This window comes from Blautia sp. AF19-13LB (assembly GCF_003479105.1).
Lineage (GTDB): Bacteria > Bacillota > Clostridia > Lachnospirales > Lachnospiraceae > Fusicatenibacter > Fusicatenibacter saccharivorans.
In genome coordinates this window covers 1-14,242 of the sequence record NZ_QUGO01000021.1, presented here as the reverse complement: position 1 = coordinate 14,242, position 14,242 = coordinate 1, and the positions used below count along the sequence as shown (strand labels likewise).

Below are 14,242 nucleotides of genomic sequence, written 5' to 3'. Positions count from 1 at the left end.
AATTGATTTGTATGATGTTGTTAAAGAAATAAAGAAAGGAAGAGATACAATGAAAACAATCATAAAAAGAAGTATACTTGATTATTTAAAGAACCCTGTTTTGTGGATTGGCTTGATTATTATAGTTGCCAGTATGTATCAATGTCTGTCATCGTATTTGCAAATTCATTATATCAAACAGAATGAACAGGTCACACAAAATGATGTAGAATTGGAAGATGCCGATGTCATGGATGGGTACATTCCCACATCTGATGATAAAGAAAGAAGAAGGGAGTGGGAAGATACGATCAAAGAGACGTTAATGGACACCTCCCAAAATGGTTTTGGATTTAGCAGGCAGGAAGCGGATCATGTAATGAAAGAAATTCAGAATATGGATGTAAAGACTGCTTCTGAGTTTTTGGAATCCCAATATGGCTATTATAATGCAATATATGCTTATGAGGACCTTGAAATTCATAAGGGGACAGCAGAAGAAATCAATCATTATATCGAGCGGAAATTATCCGAACATTCTTTTTCCTGGTACTTTGCCAAAAAGTTCACGGATTTTGCAGGATTGCATATGGCCTTTTTTGCAACAGTCTTGCTATCATTTTTATTTATTCAGGATACACGAAAAAGTACCTATGAATTATTACATACAAAGCCTGTTACGGCAATCCAATATATATGTGGGAAAGTAATAAGCGGATTCATTAGTATGCTGGGAGTATTAGTGATTTTGAATGTTATATTCTTTATGCTGTGTTTGAAAACGTCTTTAGAATCGGGATTTCCGGTAACACCAATTGATTTTTGCGTGAATTCTCTGATCTATATTGTGCCGAATCTTTTGATGATATGTTGTGTCTATACAATTACAGCATTAATATTTAAAAATCCGCTTCCGGCAGCACCAGTTTTGTTTTTACACATTATATATTCAAATATGCTGACCGAGAAGAATGATATTTATTATATGAGACCGTTCTCTATTATGGTGCGATTTCCTGGCAGGTTTTTTGAAACACATGCAGCCAAAATGTCAAATATAAATCAGATTATGCTTGTGATCGCATCTGTTATATTAGTATGTATTTCTGTTACAATCTGGAAAAGGAGGAGGGTTCATTGAAAACGGAACTCAAAAACTGCCTGTCGTTATATAAGATTTTTTATTCATGTGCCTTTATACTGATATTGTGTGTTATTCATCCGATTATATACTATGAAGAAATCGGTTCAGCAATTCAGTCTCCAATAGCATTTTTAACAATTATTTTTTGTAGTGACACATATTTGATGGAAGTAAAAAGTAAGCGTGCCGATGTATTTCATTTGTATGACCAAAAAAAGCAGTTAAAAGTAATATCGCAGAGAGTGAGCGTTCAAATATTATATTTATTAATACTTTCTTGTGTTGGATATGTTTTGTTTTTCTGGCAAAAACCGGGCAGTGTAAACGAAGGCATTTCGGGTATTCAGATATTTCTTTTATATTTCATTGCAATGTTTGGAACTATCTGGTTTTGGAGTATATGCTCTGTGATTTTGTGTACATTGCTTCGAAATATGTGGGCAGGTATTGGATGTTTATTTGGAATTGTCATTGGACTTATATCAAAAGCGGGAAGTTCATTTTTCGGAAATCTGGGATTGTTTTCTTTCAGCTTTTGTGAACCTACTCAATTAATGTCCGAGAGTTGGATTTATGGAACGCTTGTGTCTTTTATAGCGGGGCTGTTTTTATTTGCAGTATTACCAATTACTTTAAAGAAAAGAGGATAGATTATGAGTATTAGAATAAATGATTTAACAGTTAGATTTAAAAATGGTGTAGTTGCAGTAAATAAGGCATCTCTTGAAATACCTAAGGGAATTTACGGACTTTTGGGTGAGAATGGTGCTGGAAAAACCACTTTGATGAGGGTTCTTACAACTGTTTTAAAACAAACGGAAGGAATGGTTTCCCTTGATGGAATTCTGTATAACGAGGGAAATTATGAGAAAATACAGAAAAAGATTGGTTATCTTCCACAGGAAATCGACTTATATCCGAATCTTACGGTGAAAGAATGTCTTGTATATATGGGGGGACTGTCAGGAGTATCCAGAAATGACCTCGAACAAAGAATTACCTATTATCTGGAAAAGACTTCTCTTACAGAGCATCAGAATAAAAAAATGCGGCAATTATCTGGTGGTATGAAGAGACGTGTCGGACTCATACAGGCACTTCTTAATAATCCGGATTTTTTGATTATTGATGAACCTACCACTGGGTTAGATCCGGAAGAAAGGATTAGGATCCGCAATCTTCTGGTTGATTTTTCAAAGGATAGAACTGTGCTGTTTTCCACTCATGTAGTAGAAGATTTAGCAGCAACCTGTACACAGCTTGCCATTATGAAAAAAGGAAGTTTTTTATATTCCGGAAGCGTGAGTGGGTTGCTGGAAAATGCAAAGGGTTGTGTTTGGAATTGTACGGTACAAAATGCAGAAGAAGCCCGTTTGTTAGAAGCCAATTATTCTATTTCATCTAAGCAGTATGTAGAAAATGGAATTCATATGAAAGTATTAAGCAAAGGAAAGCCAAATGAGAATTGCGCCCCGGATAATGATATCACTTTGGAAGATGCGTATATTTATTTGACGAATAGTTGAATATAACGGCGGGCAAGTTGCCCGCCGTAAATTGTACTTATTTTGTTAAAAGACCGGATAGAGTTTTTCCAATGGAAAATCCAATCTGTGGATATAACTCCTGAATCTCCAGATATTTTGCTTCAATCATTTCAGGCTCATCAGCCCAGATCTTTTCATATATTTTGAAAGCTTTTTTAAAATGTGTTTTGGCGTGTGAAAGATTGGCGGTCATCAGATAAATGGTTCCAAGGGTTTCCTGTACTTTGGCATAATCCAGACATTCATCGGAATGGTATTCCTTGATGATGCCGGATAATTTTTGCAATTCGGAGATTCTTCTTTCGGGTTCCTGCTGTTCTGTCAGGAACATTGCATAATTGGCAATCTGAGGTATGCTTCATATAAATGACAGCATACCTCAGATTGCCAATTATGCAATGTTCCTGACAGAACAGCAGGAACATTGCATAATTGGCAATCTGAGGTATGCTGTCATTTATATGAAGCAGGTTAAATTGGTCAAGCAGTGAGATACTTTTTCCCATGTGTTCTCTTGCAAGATCGGGATAACCGTTCATGCGGTAAAGTCCTCCAAGATTGGCATGAAGGTTAGAAACGAGGCGAGCATTGTCAGCAGTGATATTTTCTATCTGGGCAAGTGCATCTTCTTCCAGTAATAACGCCCGGTCAGAGTAGGTGCCAATGCTTTTTGTCTTTAACAGCACCTTCAGTTCCTGAATGATTCCCTTCATACCTTTGTGATAGTTATAGTTATCCATGTATGGAAATGCATTTTCCAGAAAAAGCAGATACTTTGGCATATCATCTTTTTCAATTAATTCTATGATATTTCCGATTGTTTGAAATAGCTTTTTATAATAATCTACTTCCATTCCATGCATTAAACATATGTGCTGTAAAGAATCCAGCAACGTGTGACAACTACTTACAGATGGTTTTGTCTCTGAAAGGGTGATTTCCTGAATCATCGGATGCAGAGAGATAGTGCGACGTGTTGTTGTCTGAACGAAACCAGTCTCAATTAAATCGTTGATTTCATTTAGTGTGGACAGTTCCAGCCATTTGGCAAATATACGGGCAGAAATACCGGTGGAAGGAAGAAAGCACATATTACACATGATATCCTGCTGTTTAAGAGATAAAGTGTATAAAGAAAACAGCGTATGGATATGGCTATAATAGGTGGCTTTGCTGCTTTGTCCATCTTTGATTATTTTAATTTTATCTTCGTTATGGAAAGATGCTTTTTCCACCTGAAGTCTTGTTAATAACTGGTCTGGAGTCGAGATTCCATTTCCCAGAAGTTTTGCTGCCAGTTCCACGGCAAAAGTATGAGGGTGAACAGTTTCGATGATCTTTTCAACTGTTGTCCGGTACGTGTCTGCCTCTGAATAAAATGCTGATGCCAGCTGGAAGAGAGCGTTCATGTCCTCTATTTCTTTTAATGGCAGAGTACAGTATTCATCCAGTTTGCTTCTGGTTGTAAACAAAATCTGGAAGCGATATTTTAATACTACTGACAGAAAGCTGTCCTGTGTGGCAGTGACATTAAAATTATCTATGATAAGCAGAGTATCAGATTTCAGGGAACGCAGGAAACGGTTATGTCTTTGAAACCGTTCCTGTTCCGTGCTTTCCGGAAGATCGTCAATAAAATCCATGTCAGTAATATCCTGATGAAGATTGCCGGTATATTCTACATAAAGGATATTGGTGTATTGCTTTATGTACCGCTTTGCGTAGGCTTTGGCAAGTTCACTTTTTCCGATTCCGGCGATTCCGCAAAGAAAAACATGACGGTTTTCCTCAAGCATGGTATATAATTCTTCCAGTTCTTTATCTCTTCCGATAAAATGACGGCATGGTTTCGGAACCTCACTGTCCATAATATAATCCAGCACAATGGGGGATAAAGCGCCTCCGGCGAGCAGCTTCTGATTTTTGGTATTACGTTTGATGAATTGGCGTTCCATGCCAAAAGAAATCAGTTTTGCAAGAAACAGCAGTCTTGAACTGGCTGGTTTATATAAGGGAGTCAGATTTTTCTTTTTCGCATCTGAGATGCTGTCATCCTGAATGAATAAAGTGTAAATATCTTGTATAGCCATATTACAGTCAGACATCAGTGGAAGAAGATTCTGGTGGATGGTATGGGCTAACTTTTCCTGATTGGATGGCTTGGAATAGTAAGCGGATATTTTAGGACTGATTTTAGCCTGACCAGTCATCCAGCGGCAAACCAGACCGTTATCCATTGAAAAATCCTGATTTGCCGGATCATCCATAAAATCTTCAAATAATTCGTATAAAAAATCAGGCTGACTCATTTGATTACTTTCGCTGATATGATTTTTTAAGCAAGTGCTAATAGAAGAAAAATCGCATCGATTCAATAGAAATTCCCCTTTCGTAGTTAAGATTGAGTATATCTATCATAGCACGAACATGCATTCGATTCAAGAAAATGAGGATATTTTTAAAGTGATTGTGTCAATTTACAATCAATTTCTATTCAATGTGGTTTTTCGGCAGGTTCTGTAAAATAAGCTCAGATCAAAACAATGACGGGAGGAGCTTATGCAACAGAATATTGAATTTGAGCGGTGCATTGATTTTCTGGTACGGATGATTGATAAGTACGGCGAAGAAGTCCTCCGGGAGTTGGAGGAAGAAAAACAGAATAAGCAAGAAAAAGAAGCGGCAGTTTTCTGAAATACAAAATGTAAATCATACTGTCGCTTTTTTCGTGTATTTTTAAATCAAATAAATTTTAAAAGCTGATGCAGAGTGTGTGGCTCATTATTCTGGGAAGCGGTAATACGAGTATCAAATGGCTTGAAATGATTCTGTGTATAAAAGCTCAGAAGAAATTCATTATCTTCGCATTCAAGAAACTCCATAACGCCGCCTACGGAATATTTGAGACTGGATATGGTTTCCAGTGCAAATCCCAGTAGAATATTTCCAGGGATTCGTTTATTCTTTGGAAGAGAATAGTTCTTTCCCAACTGGGCAATCAGGTAAGCTGCGGTAGTATAGGATTGTGTTTCTTCATCCAAAATACTGACACGGGACAGCTTTTTTGCCATTGTCTTGCTGATATTTGAAGCACGGACAGAGATTGGTTTTACTGTAAGTGAAAAATAACCAACCAGTGAAGCATCTTCAGCATCAAATACCAGATAAGTGATAGATTGATCTTTTTTGGTAAACTCAATCGCATTATGTAATAAAAAGTATTCCACATCGGGATTTTTGGGACAAGAAAAATCGGAGAGTAAGTCGTAAAGACTTTCCTCTCCGATATATGTCGGTTCGTCTTTATACAAATATGCCCGAATATTAACGGTAAAATATTTATCAGACATGTTTTTTCTTCCTTTTTGACATTAAAGCTAAGATTTCCTGTGGGTTCGTTAACTGACGTCCGGGAAGTGTCTGCTTTGGTGTGCGGTCACGGTCGGCTTCGTCAATTGCTGCGACAAAACGCTTTACGCTATTTGGATTGGATACGACAAAATTATGAGTAATACTTGAAGTAGCCATACTAACACCTCCTCTTTTTTGGCTTTTTTGTGTATTTATAGTATATGCAATGTGTGATAAAAACACAATATCGAAAACAAAAATAATTTCTAAATAATTTTCAAGCCGGACATTTATTAGACGCTTCCGGTAAGCGAACAATATTTTCGAGCCAATCATTTATAAGTCGCCAATGGTGGGCGGGCAATATTTTGATAACAGAAATGCTCTGTATCTAACTTAATTATACGATTGGCGAAGAAATGCGTCAATACGGAGAATAAGTATTGAAAATAGTTGGAACAAGTACTAAAATAAGGTTGGGACAATAAAACAGAGTTATACTGCGAGGAAGATTATGAAGAATAAAAAGATTAAATGCGATATATATACCAGAGTATCCACAACCATGCAGGTAGATGGCTACAGTCTGGATGCTCAGAAAGAAAAACTCAAGAGATATGCGGAATTTCAGAACATGGAAATCGTAAATGAGTATTCCGATGAAGGTAAGCCTGGAAAAAGCGTAGAGGGCAGACCGGAATTTCAGAGAATGTTGGATAATATTGAGAATGGAACAGATGAGGTGCAGTTTGTACTGGTGTTCAAGCTTTCCAGATTTGGTCGTAATGCGGCAGATGTATTAAACTCTTTGCAGAGGATGCAGGATTTTGGAGTGAATCTGATCTGTGTTGAAGATGGGATTGACAGCTCAAAAGATAGTGGAAAGCTGATGATTTCTGTTCTGTCTGCGGTGGCAGAGATCGAACGAGAGAATATCCTTGTTCAGACAATGGAAGGACGTAAGCAGAAAGCCAGGGAAGGAAAATGGAATGGTGGATTTGCTCAGTATGGTTATGAATTAGTAAATGGAGAATTGCAGATTGCAGAGGACGAAGCAGAGATTATTCGTCTGATCTATGACAAATTTATTCATACCAATATGGGAATCTCTGCGATTGCTGCATGGCTGAACCAGCATGGATACAAAAAGAAAAAACGACAGAATAATACACTGGACGCATTTGCCGCTTCATTTATAAAGGGCGTTCTGGATAATCCGGTATACTGTGGAAAGCTGGCTTATGGACGAAGGAAAAACGAGAAAGTTTCTGGTACAAGAAATGAATACCGCATTGTAAAGCAGGAAAATTATATGCTGCACGATGGTATCCATGAAGGGATTGTTTCAGAAACAGACTGGGAGCTGGCACATCAAAAACGGGAAAAAACAGGTGTGAAATATGAAAAGACACATAGTCTCGAGCATGAGCATATTTTATCCGGAATATTGAGATGCCCGTTATGTGGAAGCGGTATGTATGGGAATGTGAACCGAAAGAAAAAGAAAGACGGAACCTTATATAAGGATTATTTCTATTATGCCTGCAAACATCGTCGCCTGGTAGACGGTCATAAATGTGGATATCGTAAACAATGGAGCGAAGAGAAGATTAACAATGCAGTAGAAGAAGTTATCCGGAAACTGGTGAAGAATCCGAAATTTGAAGAAGCAATTCTGAATAAAATTGGTTCAAGAATAGATACAGAAGAAATAGAAAAAGAGATTGAAAGACTGGAAAAACAGTACAGGCAGCTGACCGGAGCAAAAGCAAGACTTGGACAGCAGATGGATAGCCTGGACATCATGGATAAATTTTATGAAAAGAAATATCAGGATATGGAGACAAGGTTATACCGTCTGTATGATGAAATTGAAGGCGTGGAGAACAGTATAGAAGAAGTCAAGAACCGCCTGCTGAATATTCAGCAACAGAAAATATCAGAAGAAAACGTCTATCAATTTCTTTTATATTTTGATAAACTATATGATAAGTTCACCGACCTGGAGAAGAAAGAATTTCTTAACAGCTTTGTAGAACAGGTGGACATTTATGAGCAGGAGCAGCCGGATGGCAGATTCCTGAAGCACATAAAGTTCCGCTTCCCGGTGTATTTTGGAGACAGGGAAATACAGGAACTTTGTTGGGACAACGAAAGTACCGTTGAAACTGTGTGCCTCTTGAGCAACCGAAAACCAGATACCACGGTAAAACTCAGCGTGGATATGGATGATTACTATCGTATTAAAGATGGTAAAGAGCCTAAATAAAATCGAATAATACACTGAATTAAAGCAGGATAGAAGCTGTTGATGCGTTAGAAGATAACGTGTCAGCGGCTTTTTCTTTTTATCTGAAAATCTATTAGTCAAATCTGAAAGGAGTCAATTCTATGGCAAAGAAAAATGTAAGGAATATGAAGGTTTGTGGACAGAGCGGTTATAAATATGAGACAGTTCCGGCAATTACATTAAAAGGAAAGTGGCTGGAAGAACTGGGATTTCATCTTGGGGATTATGTGCAGGTGAAATGTGAAAATGGTCAGCTGATTATCACGCCGGATGTGGATAAAGCACAAGAGCAGGAAGCGAAGACCGCATTTATGGATGAGGAGATTAAGAAACTGATAATCAGATACCAGAATGAAAAAGAAGAAATTACTGCAAAATATGTGGCAGAGCAGAGTGCAGGCTGTTATGGAAAGAAAGCATGAGAGGGGGAGAATGTATGGCAAGGATTATAATGTGTGGATCATTTAAAGGGGGAGTTGGCAAAACTGCCAGCTCCTGGAATTTGGCGTATTCACTGGCTGAGATGGGAAAAAGGGTTCTGGCTGTTGATTTTGACAGCCAGGCAAATCTGACAACCTGCTTCGGAGTAGAAGATCCTGCGGCTGTGCCGGTGACGATTGGACATCTGATGATGAATCGGCTGGAAGATGAGAAAATGCCGGATCCGTCAGAGTTTATACAGAGTAGAAATGGTGTGGACTTTATTCCATCATCCATGATGCTTTCAGCAGTGGACAGTAAGCTGCGGATGGAGATGGGTTCAGAGAAGATGCTGACTGGTATTCTGGAGCCGCTGAGAGGGCTGTATGACTATATTATTGTAGACACCTGTCCATCGCTCGGAACATTGACGATTAACGCATTGACGGCGGCTGATGAGGTGATTATTGCCGTCAATCCGCAGCTTTTGGCAACGATGGGATTGCAGGATTTTATCCGGACAGTGAAGAAAGTCAGAAGCAGACTGAATGACCGCCTGCAGATTGCAGGGATCCTGCTGACTATGTGTGATGCCAGAACAAATCTCTGTAAGGTAATCACAGAACAGCTGACGGATACTTTTGATGGACAGATCCGGATTTTTAAGAGTATCATACCAAACACAGTAAAGGTGGGAGAATCAATTTATTACAGTGAGCCGCTTCGGGAGTATGCACCGGAGAATAAGGCTTGTAAAGCATACCGGAATCTGGCAGAGGAGGTGGTTGGGGATGAAAGCTAATGCACCAAAAAGAAAAGTATTTCAGGACGCACTGGATCTTCTTTCTGAGGATCCGGTGAAGGATACGCCAGTGCCTGTGAACGGGATCGTTTCTATTCCTGTTGAGGAAATACATCCTTTTCATGATCATCCGTTCCGGCTGTATGAGGGAGAACGCCTGGAAGATATGGTACAGAGCATCAGGGATCATGGTGTGCTGAATCCGGTGATTGTGAGGAAAGCTGCAAGGGGCTATGAGATGCTTGCAGGGCATAACAGAACCAATGCGGCAAAGATAGCAGGATTGACAGAGATACCTGCGATTCAGTATTTATCAGGTTTTGCCGAAGCTGATTGAATTGTGGGGGATGAACATCAGGACGGATGTGGAGGCTAAAAAAAACTTCATGCAACAGACCGTGAAAGGACAACTCCCCTGTTTCTTCTCCGGTGTGTGCAGCTGGGGATTTCCATCCGGGATCTGGATCTGCTGACTATCGGGATGGTGAATGATATGTTTGTGGAAAGCAGGAACGATGAGTATAAGGGATGAAGACAGGTTGCCACGCAGGAGGATTTTGACAGGTTCTGATCTGATGAAATGTGGTGACAGGATGTTTCAGAAAGGGTATAATGGGTTTATCAAAGTCGGGACTTGGAGGAGATTCTTATTTATGAAAAAAGGAATAAATAAATCAATCTTATTTTATATTGCATCAGTTCTGTTTCTCGTAGCCTCAGCTATAGACTTTACGAGTGGAAATGAAAATTCTATGGCTATAGTATGGTTATGTCTTGGTTCTTCGTTTCTTTGCTTGGGTTCGACTCATAAGAAAAAGGAAAACAATACAGATGATAAATAATTTCCTGCTTGTATTGCTGGAAAATCGGGATTCATAGAGTCCTTTTGTGATTTGCAACTGCTGGTTGACAGATTTACAGCCTGAAATGGTGGAATGCAAACAGCAAAACTGTTATATTTAGCTCATAAAATCTGCAAAAGGAGGAAAAAATGATTTTAGCTGATAAGATTACAGAGGAAAGAAAAAAGAATGGATGGTCACAGGAAGAACTAGCCAATCAGTTGGGCGTATCCAGACAGGCAGTATCTAAGTGGGAAAGTGCAGGAGCTGTTCCAGATTTGCAAAGAATTTTACAGATGTCGGAGCTTTTTGGTGTTAGTACAGATTACCTATTAAAAGATGAAATGAAAGCAGAAAATATCACCTATCACGAAAGTACTGAAAGCTATGCAGAACCGTTGAAAAAAGTAACTATGGAGAATGCAAATGAATTTCTTGACATGAAAAGAAATGGATCCAAAGTAGTGGCAAACGCAACAAGTATGTGTATCTTAAGTCCAATATTATTGATTGTTCTTGTGACAATGGCAGAAGATAGCGTATTTCATGTTTCGGAATCTCTGGCAACAGTATTTGGATGTGTTTTTTTGCTTGGAATGGTTGCGGCAGCCGTCTTTTTGTTTATTACATATGGAATGAGTGAATCACATATGGAACATTTTGAAAAAGAATGCTTTGAAACAGAGTATGGTGTATCTGGAATGGTACGAGAAAAAAAAGATTCCTATGAACCAATTTTTATCAGAGGAACGGCTGTTGGGGTAGTGCTTTGTATACTGGCAGTGATTCCGACAATTATTGCCGAATCTATGGAAGCGTCCGACTATTACTGTGGTCTTTCCGTTGGATTACTGCTATTCATACTTGCAATAGGAGTGAATCTGTTGGTTCGTGTTGGGATGGTAAAAAGCAGTTACGATACCCTTCTTCAGGAAGGGGAATATACAAAAGAAGAAAAACTGTTTAAGAAAAAGACTGACACGTTTTCTGGTGTATATTGGTGCTTGACTACAGCGATTTACCTTGCATGGAGCTTCTGGACGATGAGCTGGGATATTACATGGATTGTATGGCCGGTTGCAGGTGTTTTGTTTGCAGCATTGCTTGGTGTGGCGAAAATGGTGTTAAAGAGTGGCAGTGAAACTCAGCACTATATTTAAGATGGAGTTAAGTTTATTTTCCGCATATTATACTCATCCAGAAATTCAAGTTGATATTTCACATATTTTAGGAAATTTAATAACTGTTATATTTAATTATCAAATTCTTCGCAAACCCTTGAAAATACTAAGTTTGTAGCAAGTGAGCTTTCCCTTACTCTTTCCCTTGTGTTATATTCTCACATTGGTTTTCATGAACCTTAATATGGGAAAAAATAAGGGAAAGAAAATTTCATAACACAGTATAACAATAACGACATGGTGAACTGATTGAAATGTTTTCGATATTTAACTCTATAACTGATTATTAAAAGAAAATGGAGATAAGATACGATGAGAACAATTTATGCAGAATACAACATAAATCACGATAGTATTGATGTTTACACAAGTGCCGGATATATGCTTCGCATTGATTGCTGGAAAGCTGAAAAAAATCTAAAAACCACATACGGATCAGAATGTGCGCTTACTTCATTGGCTGTGGATGAGCCTTTGGAATATGCAAGATTATATCTTGAGGGTAATTTACAGATGTGGGTAGATGCAGAAGACTCACTAGAGTTATAATCCTTATCCATATAAATAATATGCAAATATATATCCCATCAATATAGCGAATATACTGAAATAAAAGTATCTTTATAATCAATTTTAACCAAAAGAATATGTTCTTAGAGGAGGTGTCTCCCGAAAGAACATATTCTTCTATTATGGGTAATTATAAATATAGAACATGCTTTTCTTGTGCTACAATTTCTTCACTATGAGTTACAACAATAACTGTTTTTCCCTGTTCACTTAACTCATGCAATATATTCATAACAATCTCACTATTTTTTTTGTCTAAGGAACCAGTTGGTTCGTCTGCTAATACAATCGAACATTTCTTTAGCATTAAACGAGCTAACGCAACTCTCTGCTGTTCGCCACCAGATAATTGATAGACTTTTTTGTTAATTACTTTCTGTAAACCAACTTTTTCAAGAGCTTCATTTATTGAAATATCCGTTCTACCTGATTTTTTTATTATTTCTAGATTTTCTTTTACTGTTTTGTTTTCCAAAAGGGCAAAATTTTGAAATAAAAATCCAACAACTTCTTTGAAATATTTCTGCTTTTTTCCTTTTTTTGCCACATCAAAACCATTCACAATAATAGAACCTTTGTCAGGAGTTTCAATACCTCCAATCATATTAAGTAAAGTACTTTTTCCGCATCCACTTTCGCCACTAATTACCAAAAAACGGCTATCTGGAATTTCCAAATGAAAATTTTTGAACAAAATTTTATCATTATATGCTTTGCATAGATTTTCAATTGTTATCATAAGCAACCTCCTTTTAATGATTTCGGTATGTTTGTTTTTTCAACAATTGTGATATTAAAGAAAATAATTGTAAATTCTATTAGTGCCATAAATGAACTAACAAGAATGCTAATTCCTACTTCAGTCTGTACCGATAATAAAGAATAGATAAGCATACCTACTAATATCACAAAATTTTCCACTACAATCATTTTAAGAAGTGTTTTGTGCCGTTCAAATAAACTATATCCAAAGATTTTCATCAAGGAAATTTTCATTGCATTTTCTCGGAACTCTAGTCTACTTACTGTAACAATAATCATAATATTTAAAAGCAATACAATCGTACAAAGAGAACTTAAAAATCCCACGAGTTTTATTAAAAATGTGTGATTATATAAATACTGTTCATGTACGTTTGTAATTACTAGCTGATAATTTCCAAGCATATCTTCATACTTTTTGCTGATATTTCTTAGCTGTTTTTCATCACATTGAAATAAAACTGCTCCTGCTTTATAGCTTTCAAGATACCCACCATTGACTGCTAAATCTTTGTTTGCCTGATAAATAATTATCGGATTTTTGCTTTTTTCGATACCATTTATTCTACTTGTATCTAAATAGGAAAAGTATTCTGTTTCGCTATACTCTATGTACTGAATATTTAATTGTTGTAAATTATCATGATTTAAAACATGGCTCAAGGAGTCATAGGCTAATTGCTTGTTTTTAGCAAAATATCTATTCTTTGGAATGAAAATAATCAAATCAGAAGATTCATTCTCTACTGCATTTATCTGCTTCGTAAAACCTTGTAACATATCTTTTGCATGATTATTTACATATATCACATCATTTTTATCATTTAAAATATTCAAGCATATTACAGGCTTTAATGTGTTATATTCATTCTTGTATAGTTTATTCCAAAAAGCTTCTTCTTTTTCAGCATTAAAATCAGTAGTCTTTACGGTAAAATAATTTGCATCATAATATTCTTCTAACAAATGTTCATTTGTAAATAGGTTATTATGAATACTACTAATATTAGTGGTAATTGTAAAAACAGCGGCTACCCCTGCTATAAATTTTAACGAATAAATTAAAAAATCCACTCCTCTTTTGTGTGTTGCATTTGCGAATGCCTTTCTAATATCAAAAAAGCAAAAAGAACAATATGGAATAGTGGAAAGAATAATTCCAATGGAATATAAAATTGTGACGAGTCTATTCTCATATGCTCCCGATATATAATTTGACAGCAATATTTTTGCAACAATAAATAATGCAATGTCAAAAGTTACATCGAATAAAGCAGCCTTAAATGCTATGAAACCACAATGTCATTAACTTAAAAGCAGAAGATATTTATTCCGAAATGGATTAGATATCTTC

17 protein-coding genes are annotated in these 14,242 nt (G+C 37.0%); 11 read left to right on the top strand and 6 right to left on the bottom strand.

The window, feature by feature from the left end; genetic code table 11:
- Nucleotides 1-49: 49 nt before the first annotated feature.
- From DWX32_RS16470 to DWX32_RS16460, 3 genes are read left to right on the top strand one after another with little or no spacing between them, the layout of a single operon-like run.
- Complete coding sequence (locus DWX32_RS16470; RefSeq protein ID WP_117813827.1) at nucleotides 50-1,120, top strand: ABC transporter permease subunit; 1,071 nt, start codon at nucleotides 50-52, stop codon at nucleotides 1,118-1,120.
- Nucleotides 1,117-1,773, top strand: coding sequence for a transporter (locus DWX32_RS16465; protein WP_238033586.1), 657 nt, complete (start codon nucleotides 1,117-1,119; stop codon nucleotides 1,771-1,773). Before DWX32_RS16470 ends, DWX32_RS16465 begins: the two co-directional genes overlap by 4 nt.
- A gap of 3 nt (nucleotides 1,774-1,776) precedes the next feature.
- Nucleotides 1,777-2,649 carry an ATP-binding cassette domain-containing protein gene (locus DWX32_RS16460; RefSeq protein WP_117509305.1) on the top strand — a complete coding sequence of 291 codons (873 nt, stop codon included), beginning with the start codon at nucleotides 1,777-1,779 and terminating at the stop codon, nucleotides 2,647-2,649.
- Nucleotides 2,650-2,686: 37 nt separating this feature from the next.
- Here DWX32_RS16460 and DWX32_RS20950 read toward each other — a convergent pair whose 3' ends face one another.
- Nucleotides 2,687-3,001 (bottom strand): tetratricopeptide repeat protein, encoded by a 315-nt coding sequence (locus tag DWX32_RS20950; protein WP_330421838.1) that lies wholly within the window; start codon nucleotides 2,999-3,001, stop codon nucleotides 2,687-2,689.
- Nucleotides 2,913-4,979: an Archaeal ATPase gene (locus tag DWX32_RS16455; protein ID WP_243037614.1), complete on the bottom strand. Its 2,067-nt coding sequence runs from the start codon at nucleotides 4,977-4,979 to the stop codon at nucleotides 2,913-2,915. Before DWX32_RS16455 ends, DWX32_RS20950 begins: the two co-directional genes overlap by 89 nt.
- Before the next feature lie 250 nt (nucleotides 4,980-5,229).
- Here DWX32_RS16455 and DWX32_RS20490 point away from each other — a divergent pair, with 250 nt between their 5' ends.
- On the top strand, nucleotides 5,230-5,364 hold the full coding sequence (locus DWX32_RS20490) for a hypothetical protein (RefSeq protein ID WP_199669434.1): 135 nt from the start codon (nucleotides 5,230-5,232) through the stop codon (nucleotides 5,362-5,364).
- A gap of 47 nt (nucleotides 5,365-5,411) precedes the next feature.
- Here DWX32_RS20490 and DWX32_RS16450 read toward each other — a convergent pair whose 3' ends face one another.
- Complete coding sequence (locus DWX32_RS16450; protein ID WP_118660623.1) at nucleotides 5,412-6,020, bottom strand: GNAT family acetyltransferase; 609 nt, start codon at nucleotides 6,018-6,020, stop codon at nucleotides 5,412-5,414.
- A complete protein-coding gene (locus DWX32_RS20250; protein ID WP_014080774.1) occupies nucleotides 6,013-6,198 on the bottom strand; it encodes a hypothetical protein in 186 nt (61 codons plus the stop codon). The genes DWX32_RS16450 and DWX32_RS20250 overlap by 8 nt, the downstream gene beginning before the upstream one ends.
- A gap of 337 nt (nucleotides 6,199-6,535) precedes the next feature.
- On the opposite strand from DWX32_RS20250, the gene DWX32_RS16440 reads away from it, so the two are divergent.
- From DWX32_RS16440 to DWX32_RS16410, 7 genes are all read left to right on the top strand, one after another.
- Complete coding sequence (locus DWX32_RS16440) at nucleotides 6,536-8,290, top strand: recombinase family protein (RefSeq protein WP_243037613.1); 1,755 nt, start codon at nucleotides 6,536-6,538, stop codon at nucleotides 8,288-8,290.
- A gap of 122 nt (nucleotides 8,291-8,412) precedes the next feature.
- On the top strand, nucleotides 8,413-8,733 hold the full coding sequence (locus DWX32_RS16435) for a SymE family type I addiction module toxin (RefSeq protein ID WP_117509302.1): 321 nt from the start codon (nucleotides 8,413-8,415) through the stop codon (nucleotides 8,731-8,733).
- A gap of 14 nt (nucleotides 8,734-8,747) precedes the next feature.
- Nucleotides 8,748-9,533 (top strand): ParA family protein, encoded by a 786-nt coding sequence (locus tag DWX32_RS16430; protein ID WP_118660621.1) that lies wholly within the window; start codon nucleotides 8,748-8,750, stop codon nucleotides 9,531-9,533.
- Complete coding sequence (locus tag DWX32_RS16425; protein WP_334294894.1) at nucleotides 9,463-9,870, top strand: ParB N-terminal domain-containing protein; 408 nt, start codon at nucleotides 9,463-9,465, stop codon at nucleotides 9,868-9,870. The genes DWX32_RS16430 and DWX32_RS16425 overlap by 71 nt, the downstream gene beginning before the upstream one ends.
- A gap of 316 nt (nucleotides 9,871-10,186) precedes the next feature.
- Nucleotides 10,187-10,375 carry a hypothetical protein gene (locus DWX32_RS16420; RefSeq protein ID WP_117509428.1) on the top strand — a complete coding sequence of 63 codons (189 nt, stop codon included), beginning with the start codon at nucleotides 10,187-10,189 and terminating at the stop codon, nucleotides 10,373-10,375.
- Nucleotides 10,376-10,524: 149 nt separating this feature from the next.
- Nucleotides 10,525-11,535 carry a helix-turn-helix domain-containing protein gene (locus DWX32_RS16415; protein ID WP_117509301.1) on the top strand — a complete coding sequence of 337 codons (1,011 nt, stop codon included), beginning with the start codon at nucleotides 10,525-10,527 and terminating at the stop codon, nucleotides 11,533-11,535.
- A gap of 333 nt (nucleotides 11,536-11,868) precedes the next feature.
- The gene (locus tag DWX32_RS16410) at nucleotides 11,869-12,105 is read left to right on the top strand and encodes a DUF6061 family protein (RefSeq protein ID WP_004843528.1); all 237 of its coding nucleotides are present in this window, start codon (nucleotides 11,869-11,871) and stop codon (nucleotides 12,103-12,105) included.
- A 151-nt stretch (nucleotides 12,106-12,256) separates the two neighbouring features.
- On the opposite strand, the gene DWX32_RS16405 is transcribed toward DWX32_RS16410, so the two are convergent.
- On the bottom strand, nucleotides 12,257-12,865 hold the full coding sequence (locus DWX32_RS16405) for an ATP-binding cassette domain-containing protein (RefSeq protein WP_005608342.1): 609 nt from the start codon (nucleotides 12,863-12,865) through the stop codon (nucleotides 12,257-12,259).
- On the bottom strand, nucleotides 12,862-13,962 hold the full coding sequence (locus DWX32_RS16400) for a DUF1430 domain-containing protein (protein ID WP_243036673.1): 1,101 nt from the start codon (nucleotides 13,960-13,962) through the stop codon (nucleotides 12,862-12,864). The genes DWX32_RS16405 and DWX32_RS16400 overlap by 4 nt, the downstream gene beginning before the upstream one ends.
- Nucleotides 13,963-14,242 lie beyond the last annotated feature (280 nt).